Below are 14,516 nucleotides of genomic sequence, written 5' to 3'. Positions count from 1 at the left end.
GATATTATCAAAGTGTCACAACTTAATAAAAAACAAAAGAAGGCTATTAGTAAGCACGATTTGAAAAAGGAAGCGACTGCCTTTGCCCAAACCGGCTCGGTGGAGAAAGAAGAGAGTGACAAGCAAGCTATGAATATGGTAATTCGCGCTGATGTGCTTGGATCGTTAGAAGCCATTGTGGCTTCATTGCACGATTTAGAAAACGAAGAAGTCAAAGTGAAAATTGTGCAAAAAGGCTTAGGCCGTCTAACTGAAGGAGACATTGACCAAGCTGAGTCAAGCGGCGCGGTAGTTATTAGTTACAATGTGCCGGTTTCTCCAAACGTTGAGAAGCTAGCCAAGGATAAAAAAATTGAAATTTTACAGTATTCAGTTATTTATCATTTATTAGAGGAAGTGAAAAAACGTTTAGAAGCGATGTTAAGCCCGGAAGTAACAGTCACTGAGCATGGCCGGCTAAAAGTCCTTGCTATTTTTAGAAAAGAAAAAGACGCGATGATTATCGGCGGTAAAGTAACTAAAGGTAAAGCCGTGCTTGGCGCGAAAGCCAAAGTGTTGCGCGAAGATATCCCGTTTGGCCAAGGTGAGATTACCGAATTGCAGCAAAACAAAGTTAGCGCCCAAGAAGTTACTGAAGGCAATGAATGCGGAATGAAATTTAGCGGTAAACCGCTTATTGAAGAAGGCGATTTTTTAGAATTTTATTCCGAGGTTTCTAGAAAGAAAACACTCAAATAAATTGTGTCAGACCGCATTGCCAAAGTTAACTCTTTAATTCAACACGAGCTGGCCGCAAGTTTAACTACTGAGCTTGAGGCCAAAGATTATTTAATAACCGTTATTGGTGTCGACACCTCGCCAGATTTACGGCATTGTAATGTTTGGATTACAGTTATGCCTGAAAAATTCAACGGTACCGCCTTAGAGCAATTGCGAAAAGCGTCGCATGGCATTAACGAAAAATTACGGGGACGATTAAAGATGAAATTTGTACCTAAATTAGTTTTTAAAATTGATACTCAAGAAGCCGAAGCGCGAGACGTTGAGGCTTTATTAGACCGACTTGGTCGAGATGAGGAGAAATAAATACACCTATCAATTTCTCTTCTTTGGAATGGGAAGCGAAGTTAGGTTTAAGACAATTCCCAATCTCACCCTGCCCCCGCCCGAACGACTGACATCGTTCAGTCGGGCAGGCTCTCCTGCAAGGGGAGGGAACCTGTTTTGAGGTTCATGTCCCAGGTGAACACCGACGCAAAACCGGAGGGAGTCGAAGAGTTGACAATCCAAAGCCAAAGGAGTAAGATACTTGGCTATGGTTGTAGTCATAAATCAAGCTCCCAAGATTAAAAAAGCAATTGAAGGAGCGAAAAAAATTTTAATCGTCTCGCACCAAAAACCTGATGGCGACACTTTGGGGTCGGCTTCGGCCTTACTCGCGTATCTTAAATCACAAAATCGGGATTGCCTTGGTTTTTGCGTGAGCCCGGTGCCTCAAAATTATAACTATTTACCGCACATGGATAGCTTTACTACCTCCCGGCAAACAGCAAAAAACTTTAATCCAGATTTAACTATGGTGGTTGACTCCGGAGATTTGGACTATGCCGGCGCTAAAGATGTTGTCACTAGCATATTAGAGCCTCACATTTTGGTGAACATTGACCATCACAAAACTAATACCGGCTTTGGCGATATCAATTGCGTTGATGTGGAGGCTGCTTCTACAACCGAAATTGTTTTGAGATTATTCCAACAAATGGGCATCAAAGTGTCTGACGAGATGGCGGTCGGTTGTTTAACTGGTATTATTACCGATACCAATAGCTTTACTAATCCTAACACTCGAGCGGAAACATTAAATTCGGCTGGTGATTTATTGTCAGCCGGCGCGACTATCACCACCGTCAATAACCAGTTGATTAAAAACAAGGATTTAAAAACGCTTAAGGTTTGGGGTAAAATTTTATCGCGTTTAACCTATGACCCGGAAACAAAAATGGCATCCACCGCGGTTTTTTTAAGCGATTTAGATGAGGCGCAGATTGATGATGAAGCCGTTGATGGGGTGGCTAATTTTTTAAATAGCTTAGGCGACGTTAAGGTGGCTTTGGTTTTAAAAGAGATGCCGGGCGGAATGGTTAAGGGCAGCTTTCGAACGAACGACGACTTTACTGATGTATCAGAATTAGCTAAACTACTTGGTGGTGGAGGACATAAAAAAGCGGCCGGTTTTAGTCTGCCGGGTAAAATTACCCAAACCCAAGCCGGTTGGCAGGTCGTAAGTAATTAAATTGAAACTATGCAACTTATTCCAACAGTGATTGAAAAATCAAGTTATGGTGAACGCGCCTACGATATTTATTCGCGCCTGTTAAAAGAGCGCATTATATTTTTGGGTTCGGGCATTAACGATGCGGTGGCCAATACCGTTATCGCCCAATTGTTATTTTTGGAAAGTCAAGACCCGAAAAAGGACATTAAATTATATATTAATAGCCCGGGCGGATCGGTTAGCGCAGGTTTGGCAGTGTACGACACCATGCAATATGTTAAACCGGACGTATCCACTATTTGCGTTGGTTTAGCCGCTTCCATGGGCGCGGTACTTTTGGCCGCGGGTGCTAAAGGTAAACGCATAGCTTTGCCAAACGCGGAAGTGATGATTCACCAAGTTATGGGCGGTACCGAAGGCCAAGCCGAAGATATTCGCATCCGCGCTGAACATATCCTAAAAATTCGCGACCGCTTAAACCAAATTTTAGTAAAACATACTGGTCAGACTTTAAAGACCGTAGAAAAAGACACTGACCGCGACAAATTCATGTCCGCCGATGAAGCGCTGAAGTACAATATTATTGATAAAGTTTTAAAAGCGAAATAGAACAAACAATCCCTCTCCCTTTTTAAGGGAGAGGACGAAACCCGTCTGACGGGTTGAAGGTGAGGGTTGGTTAAATTAATATAATTTTTTACCTCACCCTGTCCCTCTCCTCCAAGGAGAGGGGACCTGCTAGACTTCTAAACCCCAGGGTGCAGGTAATCACACATTTCCTTGACACTTTCTTGATAGATGTTAAACTATTTCTAGTTCTTGAAAATTTAAGTTATCAAGAGTGCTATCTGTTAAGGGACTGGCCCAATGGTAGCCAGCAACTCTTCCGCCCGAGGCGGAGTAAGAGTGCTAAATCCAGCCCATAGGGGAAGATAATGAGTGTATTGCTAACAATAAGATCTCTATTTCCCGTAGAGGTTTTTTTGTTAGCCGTACGCGGCTGACAAGCGACAAGTTTTAGTGTCAAACATCAACCTCCCCAACGCGGGAGGTTTTTTCGTCTCCGGACGAGGAGGACATGGTCTTATGGCTACTTGGAGCGATCGAGAATTTCGCGCCCGGCAAGCAGCGGCAGTCGCCCGCGAACAAGCGCGAGCGTACGAGCGCGGGCAACATGAGGAAGCGCTCATGCGCCACTTCGATGATGATTCGCCGCAATCCCCAAGCCCCGATGTGCCAAATGATAGCTAGCTCCGGGATCTTCCGCGGGCATGGCGATTGGGGCGGAACGCACTAAGCGTTTCGCCCCAGTTCTTTATTTAAGCTAACTTGACGGCATTCAAACTTAGTGGTAAAATCGTCAGTACTTCAATTATTATTAACCTAGTGAATCGCAAGAAATCGGTGAGTTTGAGACGGATTCGGCTACATTCTAGAAGCATTTACTTTAACTTTGACTTTGAAACCCTGATGTTTAAGGCATCAAACGCCAAACTCCAATCAGTTTTGAAGTAAGCTAATCTCAGATTCGCTGCCTTGCTATTGACTAGCACGGAGCATTTATGTTTTTTATCGAACAGTTAGGAATATTTTTCTTAGTCGTTGGACTTTTGATCGGCGGTTTTTTTGGTTATGTGATTAGAAAATTAATCGCTATTAAACGCCGCGATGCCGTGGAGACAAAAGTTGAGCAATTGCTTAACGAAGCAAAAACTAAAGAAAAAGAAATTTTGCTGGATGCCAATGACAAAGCGTTGAAAGTGATTGAAAAAGGCAAACAGGAAGTTGAAAAAGAAAAAGAAGAAGTCAAAGCTATGCGCCATCGGGTTGAGCAGCGCGAGAGCATGTTTGATCAAAAATTGTTGGATTTGGAAAATAATAAGCAAGAGTTGCTTGAAAAAGCTAAGCGCGTAGATGAGATTAAAGCTGAAGTGAAAGAAATTAAAGTTAAACAATTGGAAAAGCTTGAAGCAGTAGCCAGGCTTTCCCGTGACGAGGCGGTTAAAAAATTATTAGAACAAGTTGAGCGAGAAGCTAATGAAGATGTCAAGGCCAGAATGAAAAAACTAATTGAACACGGCAACGAACAAATTGAAAGTAAGGCCAAGGATTTGATGGCTCTTGCAATTATGCGCTGCGCTTCAACACATACTTCCGACCTCACTACGACCAATGTCGAGATTCCTAGCGATGAGATGAAAGGAAGAATTATTGGCAAGGAAGGCCGGAACATTAAGACTTTGGAAAATTTAACAGGAGTTGAAATATTGATTGATGAAACGCCAAACATGATTATGATTTCTGGCTTTTCGCCAATTCGTCGGCAGGTTGCCAAAGGTGCGTTAGACAAATTGATTGTTGACGGGCGCATTCATCCAGGGCGCATTGAGGAAGCGGTTGAGGAGGCTAAGCGAGAATTAGCCGGTGAAATTAGGAAAGCCGGCGAAGATGCCTTGTTAGAATTTGGAATTACTGGAATTGATCCCAAGCTAACCCAAATTTTAGGCCGCTTAAAGTTTCGCACAAGTTACGGCCAAAATAATTTAGTCCACGCCAAAGAAGTTGCCCACATTGCTGGATTGCTGGCCGCAGAGCTTGGCGCTGATGTGGCTTTATGTAAAAAAGGCGGCTTGTTCCATGATATTGGAAAAGCCGTCGACCATGACATTCAAGGCGGACACCCTGAAATTGGCTATGATATTATGAAAAAATTCGGTATGCCTGAAGAGCTGGCCTATATGTGCATTGGTCACCACGAAGACAACCCAATAACTTTAGAAGGCGTAATCGTGAAATCGGCTGATGCCATCTCTGGTTCGCGTCCGGGCGCGCGCAAGGATAGTTATGAAAACTATTTACAGCGTCTGGAAGAATTAGAAAAAGTGGCTACCAGCTTTGATGGGGTTGATAAAGCGTACGCCATTCAAGCTGGCCGCGAAATTCGCGTGTTTGTTCGCCCGGAAGCTGTGGATGACGTGCAAGCGACTAAAATGGCACAACAGATCGCTCGCCAAATTGAATCAGAACTTAAATATCCGGGTGAAATTAAAGTTGTACTCATTCGTGAAAATCGCGTAATTGAATACGCTCGCTAAACTAACTCATGAAAATTTTATTTTTTGGCGATGTTAACGGCCGCATTGCCCGAGCGGCATTGCGCCAAGCCATCCCTGAATACAAAAAAAATTATCAGCCAAATTTAATTTTGGCAAATGTTGAAAATGCTGCCCATGGTGCCGGGATTACCGAAAAAGTTTATGCTGATTTATGTGATTGCGAGATAGATTTTTTTACCTCGGGTAACCATATTTTTGACAAAGGCAGTATTGAGGCGTTTAAAGAAAACCCGGCTCGCATTATTCGTCCGGCAAATTTTCCCCCGGAAAATCCTGGCAAGGGCTTTGAGGTATTGACGATCGGCAAAACAAAAGTCGCGGTAATTAATTTAATGGGGCAAGTGTTTACTAAAGAAGAATACAGCGACCCATTTATTGGTATTGATAAAATTTTAGATGAATTAAAAATCCAATCACCGGATGTCATTATTGTTGATTTTCACGCCGAAGCGACTTCTGAAAAAAGTGGCTTTGGCCATTATGTTGACGGACGAGTGTCCGCGGTTGTGGGGACGCATACTCATGTGCCAACCGCTGATGCAAAAGTATTGCCAAAAGGCACAGCGTTTGTAACTGATATCGGCATGGTGGGAGCCAAAGATTCAGTCATTGGTATCACCAAAGAGAGCGCTATGAAAATTTTTATCGGTAATAAAACTAAAGAACTTAACTTGCCGGAACAAGGCGAGGTGCAAATTGGAGCAGTGCTTATAGAAATTGATGCGGCTTCCGGAAAATCTATTAGAATTAGCCGCGTAGACACTGAAATTGAAGTTTGACCGCGTCAAACGCGGTTTGACCAAGTTAGTCTTGGTTTGATAGAATAATAATATAGCTAATTTATTATATTGTGGGCGTATGAATAAAGCGCAATTAGCCGATTTAATTGCCGAAAAAGCCGGGATTAGCAAAAAGCAAGCCGAGGTCGCCTTGGATACCCTGACCCACACAATCACTGAAAAAATAAAAGCGGGCGAGGAAGTGACCTTGACTGGTTTTGGCGCTTTTTCGTCAAAAGTTCGAAAGGGCCGCATTGGTGTTAACCCACGCAATCCGCAAGAGGAAATTGAAATTAAACCAACGCGCGTGGCAAAGTTTAAAGCCGGTAAAAATTTAAAAGAAGCTTTAAAATCAGAATCTTCATCGCCAACACAAACCCCGACTTCAAAACCAGCCGAAAGTTATAACCCGGCGCCAAACCAATCCGCGCCGGATGCACAAGGTCAATCAGGGCCACAAATTTTAGAATCATCACCCCCGGATAATCAAACCCCATAGATTAATTTCCATCGCTTTTAGTAGGCGATTTTTATTTTCCATACTTGCCTAAGCTTAAATTTAACTCAAAATTTTATAAATTATTAACTTAAACCTATGCCAAATTTATCAGTCGGAAAGGCGCTTGGAGGACTTGTCGGTCTTGCTGCAATTATTGCCGTTGCGGTAGGTATTAATAATTTAATAAATAATCAGACTGCTGATGCGGGGATTGATGTTAGTAATACAGCTTGTGAAGAGTTGGCATCGGCGCAAATGGCAGTTGACGATGAGCTAAAGGAAAGAAAAGAAAAGGCCGCGACTAATTTGACTGATGATATGGAAAAAGCTTCTGACGATTATTGGGCGGAACGCCGCCGTTTGGAGGATGTTAAAAATGCTTGCGAGACGGATGCGCTATTAGCCGATCCTTGTAAGGCACTGTTTGAAGAATCAAGCCGGCTGGCACAAGAAATTTTAGATAATATTGATGATGGTTTTGATCAGGCTAAAGCTGATAGGCGTGAGCAAGTTAAAAAAGATTACGATGAGTGCTTAAAAAATCCTCCCCCAGAAGAAACCTATGAAGGTAAAAACGCGGCTTGCGGCGCAGCCTTTGCGGCCGGTAATGCAGCCGCTCAACAAGCTCGAACCGCTGCCGAACAAACTGCTCAAGCTAAATATGATACAGCCGTAGCTGACGCTGAATCGCAACATAGCGCCAAAGTTGCCACTTTGGCAGAGATTGCTGAAAAATGTAATCAACCAGCACCGACAACCAGCATAAGCATTGGCGGTTTGGGGGCTGGTACCGGAGGAACTACGCCGGTTCAATCTGGCAGCCCAGCCTGCACCGGAACATTTTCGGGTTATGACCCAGAGATTCAAAAAGAAATAAATCGCTTACAGTCACTATACCAACAAGCCCAAGCTGGCGGCCGCGAAGGTGGTATTGGCGGCGCTGGCACCTATGCCGCTAAAATCGCGGAGCTTAGGTCAGAAATGTTGGACGGCCCAAGATATTGTAATACTGACGCTGATTGTGGTGATCCTAAGCCGGTTTGTTGTAGCGGTAAATCTGTTGGTCGAGTATTTTGTAGTGACGGCGAGTGTGCTAACGAAGTAGAGGAGTGCGAAGACAACGAAGTTTGTGCCGGTGAACCAGCCGAATGCGTTTCCCCGGGTACCGGCTCACAACAACAAGACGGTGTGCACATTAGCCGGACGATTCCAGAAGTTGGCTCCTGCTCACAAAATTTGCAAACTTTGAATTTGCAAAAAGGCAGCGAACAATCACACCGGTTTGAAATAACCGGCAATATTCCAGGTTGGGTTAGTATCACTCCTCCTGGCGGCATATTGCCAAATAGCAACGTCCAAATAACATATAGCTGCAATACGGTACAAGGTTTTGGGCCCGGTACATATGAGGTGAACGGAACGATTCAAATCTACGACGCTGGCAACAATTTAGTTAACACAATTCCTTTAACCATATCAATCACGGTCACACCGGTTGAAGCCAAGGCTGCTATTTCAGTCAGCCCAAATAACCTGCAGTTTGTCTATAATCACGCTAAACCGGTTTGTCCGTTAAATGCCGGCAGCGTTCAAATTAATGGGCCGGCCGGTTCAACTTGGTCGATTGGTTCAAGCTTGCCAGTCTGGTTACAAAGCGCGAGTGGCAATTCAGGCCCTGTCCCAGCCGCCGTGCAGCTGCAATTCCCGTGTCTTTTGGATAGCTACACTAACCAATCTCAATCAACTAATGTCCAATTTATTGTCACTACGCCTGACGGTAAAACTCAAACCGCCTCGGTTGGCGTGAGCGGGGAATTTACTAACTTTGGGGGCGGTTCGCCCGAAGCGACAGTACCTGGTTCGAATTTCCAAATTAAAGTGGAAGGCTTGGAAGGGTTGAAAACCAATTAGTCCGAGCAATAAAACAGCCAAGTTAAGCTTGGCTGTTTTTGATTGTTGACCCTAATGGATTAAACGGTGGCAGTCCGCCGATGTTTTCAATTGTCCGTCCAGAGGGATTCGAACCCCCGACCGTCTGGTTAACCCCGCCACCAAAGCTTCGCTTGGTGCGGGGCAGGGAGCCACGCTGCGGTATTGAGCCAGCACTAAAATTTATCCTTGTTTTACTAGTCCGTCCAGAGGGATTCGAACCCCCGACCGTCTGGTTAAGAGCCAGCTGCTCTACCAACTGAGCTATGGACGGTTAAGGACGGATAAATTTTAGTGCTGGCTCAACTGCCTGCCTGCCCGTAGTCCTGAGCCTTTCGTAGGACGAAGGCGGGAGCTATGGACGGTTATAAAACGTGAGTAGTTTAATACAAAATTAACTACCCGTCAATTATTTGAGTTTGCCCATAAAAACTTTTTCCAAAATGTCACTGTGGGCAAGTGTTTGAGCCGTGTCATGAGCGACTATTTTTCCTTTATCCAATAAATAAGCCCGGCTGGTAATTTCTAGCAATGATTTAATATTATGCTCAACGACCATTATGGCGGTTTTGCGGCGCTGGTTAATTTCTTTGATTTTAGCAAATACTTCTTTAACTAATTTTGGCGATAGCCCCAAAGAAGGCTCGTCAAGTAAAAGTACTTTAGGATCAACCATTAATCCGCGCGCCAAAGCGAGCATCTGTTGTTGACCGCCTGAAAGAGTGCCAGATTTGCTTTTTAGTTTTTTCTTTAAATCCGGAAAAATATCCATTACTTCAGCCATCCTCTGTTTTAACAGCTTTTTATCCTTAACCACAAAGCCCCCCATTTCCAAATTTTCGGCTACGGTTAAATGAGTAAAAACTCGGCGGCCTTGCGGCACAAATGCTATGCCCATCTGTACTATTTTATGTGATACTGGCTTAATTTTACGCTCATGCCAAAAAATTTTACCAGAGCTGATTGGCGCTAAGCCAAAAATAGATTTTAAAATAGTTGATTTGCCAGCGCCATTAGGCCCCATCAAGGCAACAATTTCTCCTTCATCAATTTCAACATTAACCTCTTGCAGAGCTTTCACCCCTCCGTAATTGACGCTGATGTCTTTAAGTTGTAGAAGTGTTTCTTTATACATATTTTTATGTTGTCATATCGACCGTAACGAAGTGAAGTGGAGAGATCCCATATTTACCAAGATTGCACGAGTGAGATTCCTCGGCTACGCTCGGAATGACTAGCATTTATTCTCCCAAATAGGCCTCAATTACTTCTTTTTGATTTAAAACTTTTTCGGGATTTCCTTCAGTTAGTAGTTTGCCGGCATCCATCACAATAACATGGTCGCACAGTTCTCGGATAATGCTCATATCGTGCTCAACCAAAATTACAGTTTTATTTTCAGTCCTTAGTTGTTTCAAAGTCGTGGAAACAATTTTTACCATTTCCGGAAAAAGTCCGGCAAAGGGCTCATCAAATAAATAAATATCTGTATCCATTACCATGGCTCTGGCAATTTCTAACAATTTTCGTTGGCCGTACGACAAGTTGCTCGCCAGTTGATTCCTTTTTTCCCATAACCCGACGTGCCGTAAGGTTGCCTCGGCTTTTTTCAAATGAAAGTCATTGTGTTTTTCAAAAAAGGCACTGACTAAATTTCGCTCCGTTAAAACAACTAAAATATTATCCAATACGGTCATCTGCTCAAACAATCTAACATTTTGAAATGTGCGCGTAATACCGTAAGAGGGAACATGATGCGGTTTAATTCTAGATAATTTAACATCGCTAATTTCAACCGCCCCCCCATCCATCCGTAGCATGCCGCTTAAAGTATTGATCAGTGTGGTTTTACCCGAGCCATTCGGCCCAACAATACCAGTAATTAATCCTTTTTGAATGCCTACCGAAAGATTATCAACCGCTTTGACTCCATCAAAATGTTTATCTAAATTTTTTGTTTTCAGTGCGTTCATATTATTTTTTATATCCTATGAATACATCATAATTATGTTCTCCCCGGATTGGAATTTCTTGCACTCCGCTAAAACCGGCTTGATTCATTAGGTCAGTTAGTTCAATGTGTCGCAGCAAGTAACTATACCTTACGAATTCTGATTTTTTTCCATTGATGGTAATTATTGATTTCCAGGTTCTTATTTTTTTATCGTAGTCATGAATTAGCTCCCAGTCCAGTTTGATTTTTTTGCCGTTAATTTCTCGTTCTCCAAATTCTTCTATTAAAGGGTAGTCTTTGTCATATTCTTTTTGATTAATGATATCTACATAAACTACCCCATCTCCATTTAGCATAGCCTTAAAAGCCCTTAAGGAATTTTTAATGTGTTCCAGGGTGGTTTTTTCAATGTTATTTTCATGCCAAGAATCAGCATAAATCAGTGAATTACCTCGGCACAAAACAGCATCAAATTTTTTGTTTATGGCGTTTGGCAAATGCTCCCAATCAATTTGATAGTGGGGAATGTTAAGTTTGGCTTTCTTTAATTTTTTTTCAAAATGTTCAATCATCAACTTACTACTGTCAGCATAAGTGATATCCCAACCGCGCCGTTTTAATGGAATGCTTGGAAACCCAGTGCCTCCCGCCGGATCTAATACTGTTTCAACGCTGTTAGATTTCAAAAATTCTTCCAATCCGTTTATATATTCTTCGTCCCACATGAACTGAATACAGGTATCCCAAAGTTCTGATATCGATTTCATAATTTATATTCTCCCATCAACCCTTGCGGGCGGTAAAGCATTAAGAAAATGAGAATTATCCCGTAAGTTAATTGTCTCATTTGACCAGTGATAGATGATGGGAAACCGACAAAGCGCAGTAATTCAGGAATAATTACCAATAATATGGCCCCCAAGACAGCTCCTTTAGTATTAGCTAATCCGCCTAAAATAATAATCGCTAATATGACAATTGATTCAAAGACTCTAAATGTACCGGGATCAATAAAAGTTATATAAGAAGCATAAAGCGAACCCGCGACAGAAGCCATCCCGGCGCTGATAACAAAAATTGTTAGCTTATAGTAGTGGACATTGTATCCAAATACTTTGATTGCCTCCTCGTCTTCTCTAATGGCTTTAAGGACGCGGCCAAATGATGTACTAGTAATATATTTAGCCGCTAAGTAGATTATTCCAAGAATAACCAAAGTGAAAAATAAGTAGCGTGAACTTGAGTAGAAAACAAAGTCAATAATTTTGGGCTTGGAAATCCCCGGGATACCAAGTTGCCCGTGCGTGACATCTGTCCAGTTAACAAAAATAGTAAAAATAATAACATTAAAACCAACCGATACCAATGTAAAATAATCGTCTTTAAATTTACTTAATATCAAACCAATTAAAAAGCCAATAATTGTAGCCAGAAGCAAGCCAGTCAGCAATCCGATAAAAAAGTTTACTCCATAATCTGCTAAAAGAATGGCGCTAGTGTATGCTCCGATACCATAAAAAGCCGCGTGCCCAACCGATAGTAATCCTGTGTAGCCGACAACTAAATTTAAACTAATACCTAAAATAGCGAAGATAGAAACAATAATGGCTAATTGGATTATAAATTCCATATTATCGTTTAATCATGCCCCTGGGCCTAAAAATTAAAAAAACTATCAGCAAAGCAAAGGCAATGGCATCTTTCCATTCGCCGGAAACTTTCCAAATGCCAAAATTTTCAACCAAACCTAAAAGTAAAGATCCTAAAGCACCGCCTGTTATGGTGCCTAACCCCCCTATCATGGCTGCAATTATGCCCTTGAGTAATGTCGCTAACCATGTCGGTTCAACTCCGCTCTCAAACCCAATTAATATGCCACCTAGTCCCGCGATGGCAGTACCTAAAAAAAAGGTGTAGCCAATTATTTTATCGGTATCAATACCAACAATTTTTGCAACTTCTTCGTCGTCGCCAATTGCCTTAATCGCTTTTCCAAATTGCGTGAATTTAAATAGGAGTAAAAGGCCAATAATGACTAAAACCGAAATGAAAATCATGACTACTTGAGTAAAAGTAATAACTCCTGGACCTAAATGATAAAGAGCTAATGCTTTTGTGTTGTTTCTAATGGTTTGAAATTGATTAGAAAATAAAATTGCCAAAACCGATTCAATGACCGCCCATACACCCAATGAAGCAACTAATAAAATCATGTTGGATGCCTTCTTTTTTCTCAGCGGCAAAAAAACAAATTTATCAGATAAATACCCGACAAATCCGGCAAAAAAAATCCCAATTATAATGGCTAAAGCAGTATTAAAATCATGCCATTTAAGCAAGTAAAAAACTGTGTAAGCTCCAATGCCGGCAAAAGAGGCATGCGCTAAGTTAAAAAATTTGGTAACCCCGAAATTTAAATTGAAACTGACGGCAATTAATGAATATATGGCAGCCGCAATTATTCCGTTTATCAACAATTGGACAAAAATTTCCATAAACTAATTATAACTACAAACCGCCCCTAATAATAGGGGCGGTTTTGATATAGGTTTAAGCCATTAATCTCTATTCTAAAGGAGCAATGGCACCGTTTTCAATTCTTCTAACGGCATAATTAGCTGTCGCTAAGTCTCCGTTGTCTTCAAACTTAATAACGTCGGACGAAACTCCATCGGTATATTCAACGTTGTGCAGTTCGGCTCTAATGTCGTCAGGGTTAGTGCCAACTTTTTCTATCACTTGGGCAATAACATATGTCGCATCATAAGCTTGAGGGCCGCAAAGAGTAATTCCGCCAGCCAGTTCATTCATCTTGGCTTTGAATTCATCGCTTAACGGCGTAGTGATCTCAATATATTCTAGTCCATCTCCCAAAGTTCCGACATCTTCCCAAATAGTTGGGTCGCCCCAAGTATCACCGCCAACGGTTGGAACATTAAGGCCTAATTCTTTCATCTGTTTAATGCCTGGGATAGATGCTTCCGGGAACCCTAAAAAGAAAATACCTTCAGGATTTGAGGCTTTAACCTTAGTTAATTGAGTTCTTAAATCTCGGCTGGTTCGCTCAAAGCTTTCTTTGGTTGTAATTGTGCCGCCTAATTTTTCAAATTCAGTCACGAAACTATCCTGCAAGCCAACACCCCAATCATCAACGGTGTAAAGAACCGCCGCATTATTAACACCCAAGGTATCTTTCATGTAACGGGCCGCAAAAATTCCGGCAAAAGCATCAGACGGGTAGTCACGGAAAAAGTATGGGCTTACACCTGATAAAGTTGGCGCGGAAGAGCAGTATGACAATACCACTCGCCCAGCGTCATTTGCAATTCCGGTAAAAGCAGATGTTTCGGCTGAGCACGCTCCGCCGATGATAACCGGTACGCCATCAACATTAATTAACTTTTGAGCGGCATTGGCAGCGTCTTTGCCGGTGCATTTGCCATCCTCGTAAATCCCTTTTAATTGCCTGCCGTTAACTCCACCGGCCGCATTAATCTCGTCAATCGCTAGCTGCATCGCAGTTTGGGCGTTAAGCCCAATCGTTGCCGCGTCACCAGTCAAAGGCCCGACAAACCCTAATTGTATTGGCCCGGTTTCTTTTTGACCCTGCCCTCCTAAAAGAAAATATCCTCCCGCTACTACGATCACGACAATTATGCCGATCACAAGATTCTTACTTTTCATAAGCATTTAAGCTTAATTAGTTAAGGATTTTTATCTTAGCAACGGTAACACAATTAGACAAGTGTATAATCTATGGCGCCGTTGTGGAACTTATGATTAAAGAATTATCGCCGCTTAGATGATTTATTTTTCCCGCCTTTTTTTCTTGAACCGCCAGATCGTCCTTTCATTAGCTTTGCCCTAGAAATCGCCATTTTTGATTTTATCATAGACAATAATTATAGATTATAAATGTGCAGAAATACTAACCTTTGCGCGAACCTTTTTCCAATCGCGGAGC

The 14,516-nt window shown here is 42.2% G+C and carries 14 protein-coding genes, 1 tRNA gene and 1 riboswitch; of the genes, 8 read left to right on the top strand and 7 right to left on the bottom strand.

The window, feature by feature from the left end; genetic code table 11:
• From COT81_04035 to COT81_04000, 8 genes are all read left to right on the top strand, one after another.
• On the top strand, positions 1 to 738 hold a 738-nt coding region (locus COT81_04035; GenBank protein PIS04912.1), incomplete at its 5' end, for a hypothetical protein.
• Positions 739 to 1,086 carry a hypothetical protein gene (locus tag COT81_04030; GenBank protein ID PIS04911.1) on the top strand — a complete coding sequence of 116 codons (348 nt, stop codon included), beginning with the start codon at positions 739 to 741 and terminating at the stop codon, positions 1,084 to 1,086. It abuts the gene before it with no gap.
• Positions 1,087 to 1,315: 229 nt separating this feature from the next.
• Positions 1,316 to 2,293, top strand: a complete 978-nt coding sequence (locus tag COT81_04025; protein PIS04910.1) for a hypothetical protein — start codon at positions 1,316 to 1,318, stop codon at positions 2,291 to 2,293.
• A 9-nt stretch (positions 2,294 to 2,302) separates the two neighbouring features.
• Positions 2,303 to 2,884, top strand: a complete 582-nt coding sequence (clpP, locus tag COT81_04020) for an ATP-dependent Clp endopeptidase, proteolytic subunit ClpP (protein PIS04909.1) — start codon at positions 2,303 to 2,305, stop codon at positions 2,882 to 2,884.
• A 220-nt stretch (positions 2,885 to 3,104) separates the two neighbouring features.
• A riboswitch (SAM riboswitch) is annotated at positions 3,105 to 3,214 on the top strand.
• Positions 3,215 to 3,837: 623 nt separating this feature from the next.
• Entirely contained in the window at positions 3,838 to 5,370 is a 1,533-nt protein-coding gene (gene rny, locus COT81_04015; protein PIS04908.1) for a ribonuclease Y, read from the top strand.
• Between the two features lie 8 nt (positions 5,371 to 5,378).
• A complete protein-coding gene (locus tag COT81_04010) occupies positions 5,379 to 6,170 on the top strand; it encodes a TIGR00282 family metallophosphoesterase (protein PIS04907.1) in 792 nt (263 codons plus the stop codon).
• Between the two features lie 79 nt (positions 6,171 to 6,249).
• Complete coding sequence (locus COT81_04005; protein PIS04906.1) at positions 6,250 to 6,669, top strand: DNA-binding protein; 420 nt, start codon at positions 6,250 to 6,252, stop codon at positions 6,667 to 6,669.
• A gap of 96 nt (positions 6,670 to 6,765) precedes the next feature.
• Positions 6,766 to 8,580, top strand: a complete 1,815-nt coding sequence (locus tag COT81_04000) for a hypothetical protein (protein ID PIS04905.1) — start codon at positions 6,766 to 6,768, stop codon at positions 8,578 to 8,580.
• A 216-nt stretch (positions 8,581 to 8,796) separates the two neighbouring features.
• Here COT81_04000 and COT81_03995 read toward each other — a convergent pair.
• The 7 genes from COT81_03995 to COT81_03965 all read right to left on the bottom strand — a co-directional run bounded on the left by COT81_03995 (position 8,797) and on the right by COT81_03965 (position 14,242).
• Positions 8,797 to 8,872: transfer RNA gene (locus tag COT81_03995), tRNA-Lys, on the bottom strand.
• Positions 8,873 to 9,007: 135 nt separating this feature from the next.
• Positions 9,008 to 9,733 carry an ABC transporter ATP-binding protein gene (locus COT81_03990; GenBank protein PIS04904.1) on the bottom strand — a complete coding sequence of 242 codons (726 nt, stop codon included), beginning with the start codon at positions 9,731 to 9,733 and terminating at the stop codon, positions 9,008 to 9,010.
• Positions 9,734 to 9,839: 106 nt separating this feature from the next.
• A complete protein-coding gene (locus COT81_03985; protein PIS04903.1) occupies positions 9,840 to 10,571 on the bottom strand; it encodes an ABC transporter ATP-binding protein in 732 nt (243 codons plus the stop codon).
• A 1-nt stretch (position 10,572) separates the two neighbouring features.
• A complete protein-coding gene (locus tag COT81_03980; GenBank protein PIS04902.1) occupies positions 10,573 to 11,319 on the bottom strand; it encodes a hypothetical protein in 747 nt (248 codons plus the stop codon).
• Positions 11,316 to 12,182, bottom strand: a complete 867-nt coding sequence (locus COT81_03975) for a branched-chain amino acid ABC transporter permease (GenBank protein ID PIS04901.1) — start codon at positions 12,180 to 12,182, stop codon at positions 11,316 to 11,318. The genes COT81_03980 and COT81_03975 overlap by 4 nt, the downstream gene beginning before the upstream one ends.
• A 1-nt stretch (position 12,183) precedes the next feature.
• Positions 12,184 to 13,047: a branched-chain amino acid ABC transporter permease gene (locus tag COT81_03970; GenBank protein ID PIS04900.1), complete on the bottom strand. Its 864-nt coding sequence runs from the start codon at positions 13,045 to 13,047 to the stop codon at positions 12,184 to 12,186.
• A gap of 70 nt (positions 13,048 to 13,117) precedes the next feature.
• On the bottom strand, positions 13,118 to 14,242 hold the full coding sequence (locus tag COT81_03965) for a hypothetical protein (protein ID PIS04899.1): 1,125 nt from the start codon (positions 14,240 to 14,242) through the stop codon (positions 13,118 to 13,120).
• Between the last annotated feature and the right edge of the window lie 274 nt (positions 14,243 to 14,516).

The sequence above is a fragment of the Candidatus Buchananbacteria bacterium CG10_big_fil_rev_8_21_14_0_10_42_9 genome, from assembly GCA_002773845.1.
Lineage (GTDB): Bacteria > Patescibacteriota > Patescibacteriia > Buchananbacterales > 21-14-0-10-42-9 > 21-14-0-10-42-9.
This window is presented reverse-complemented; position numbering and strand designations above follow the sequence as displayed.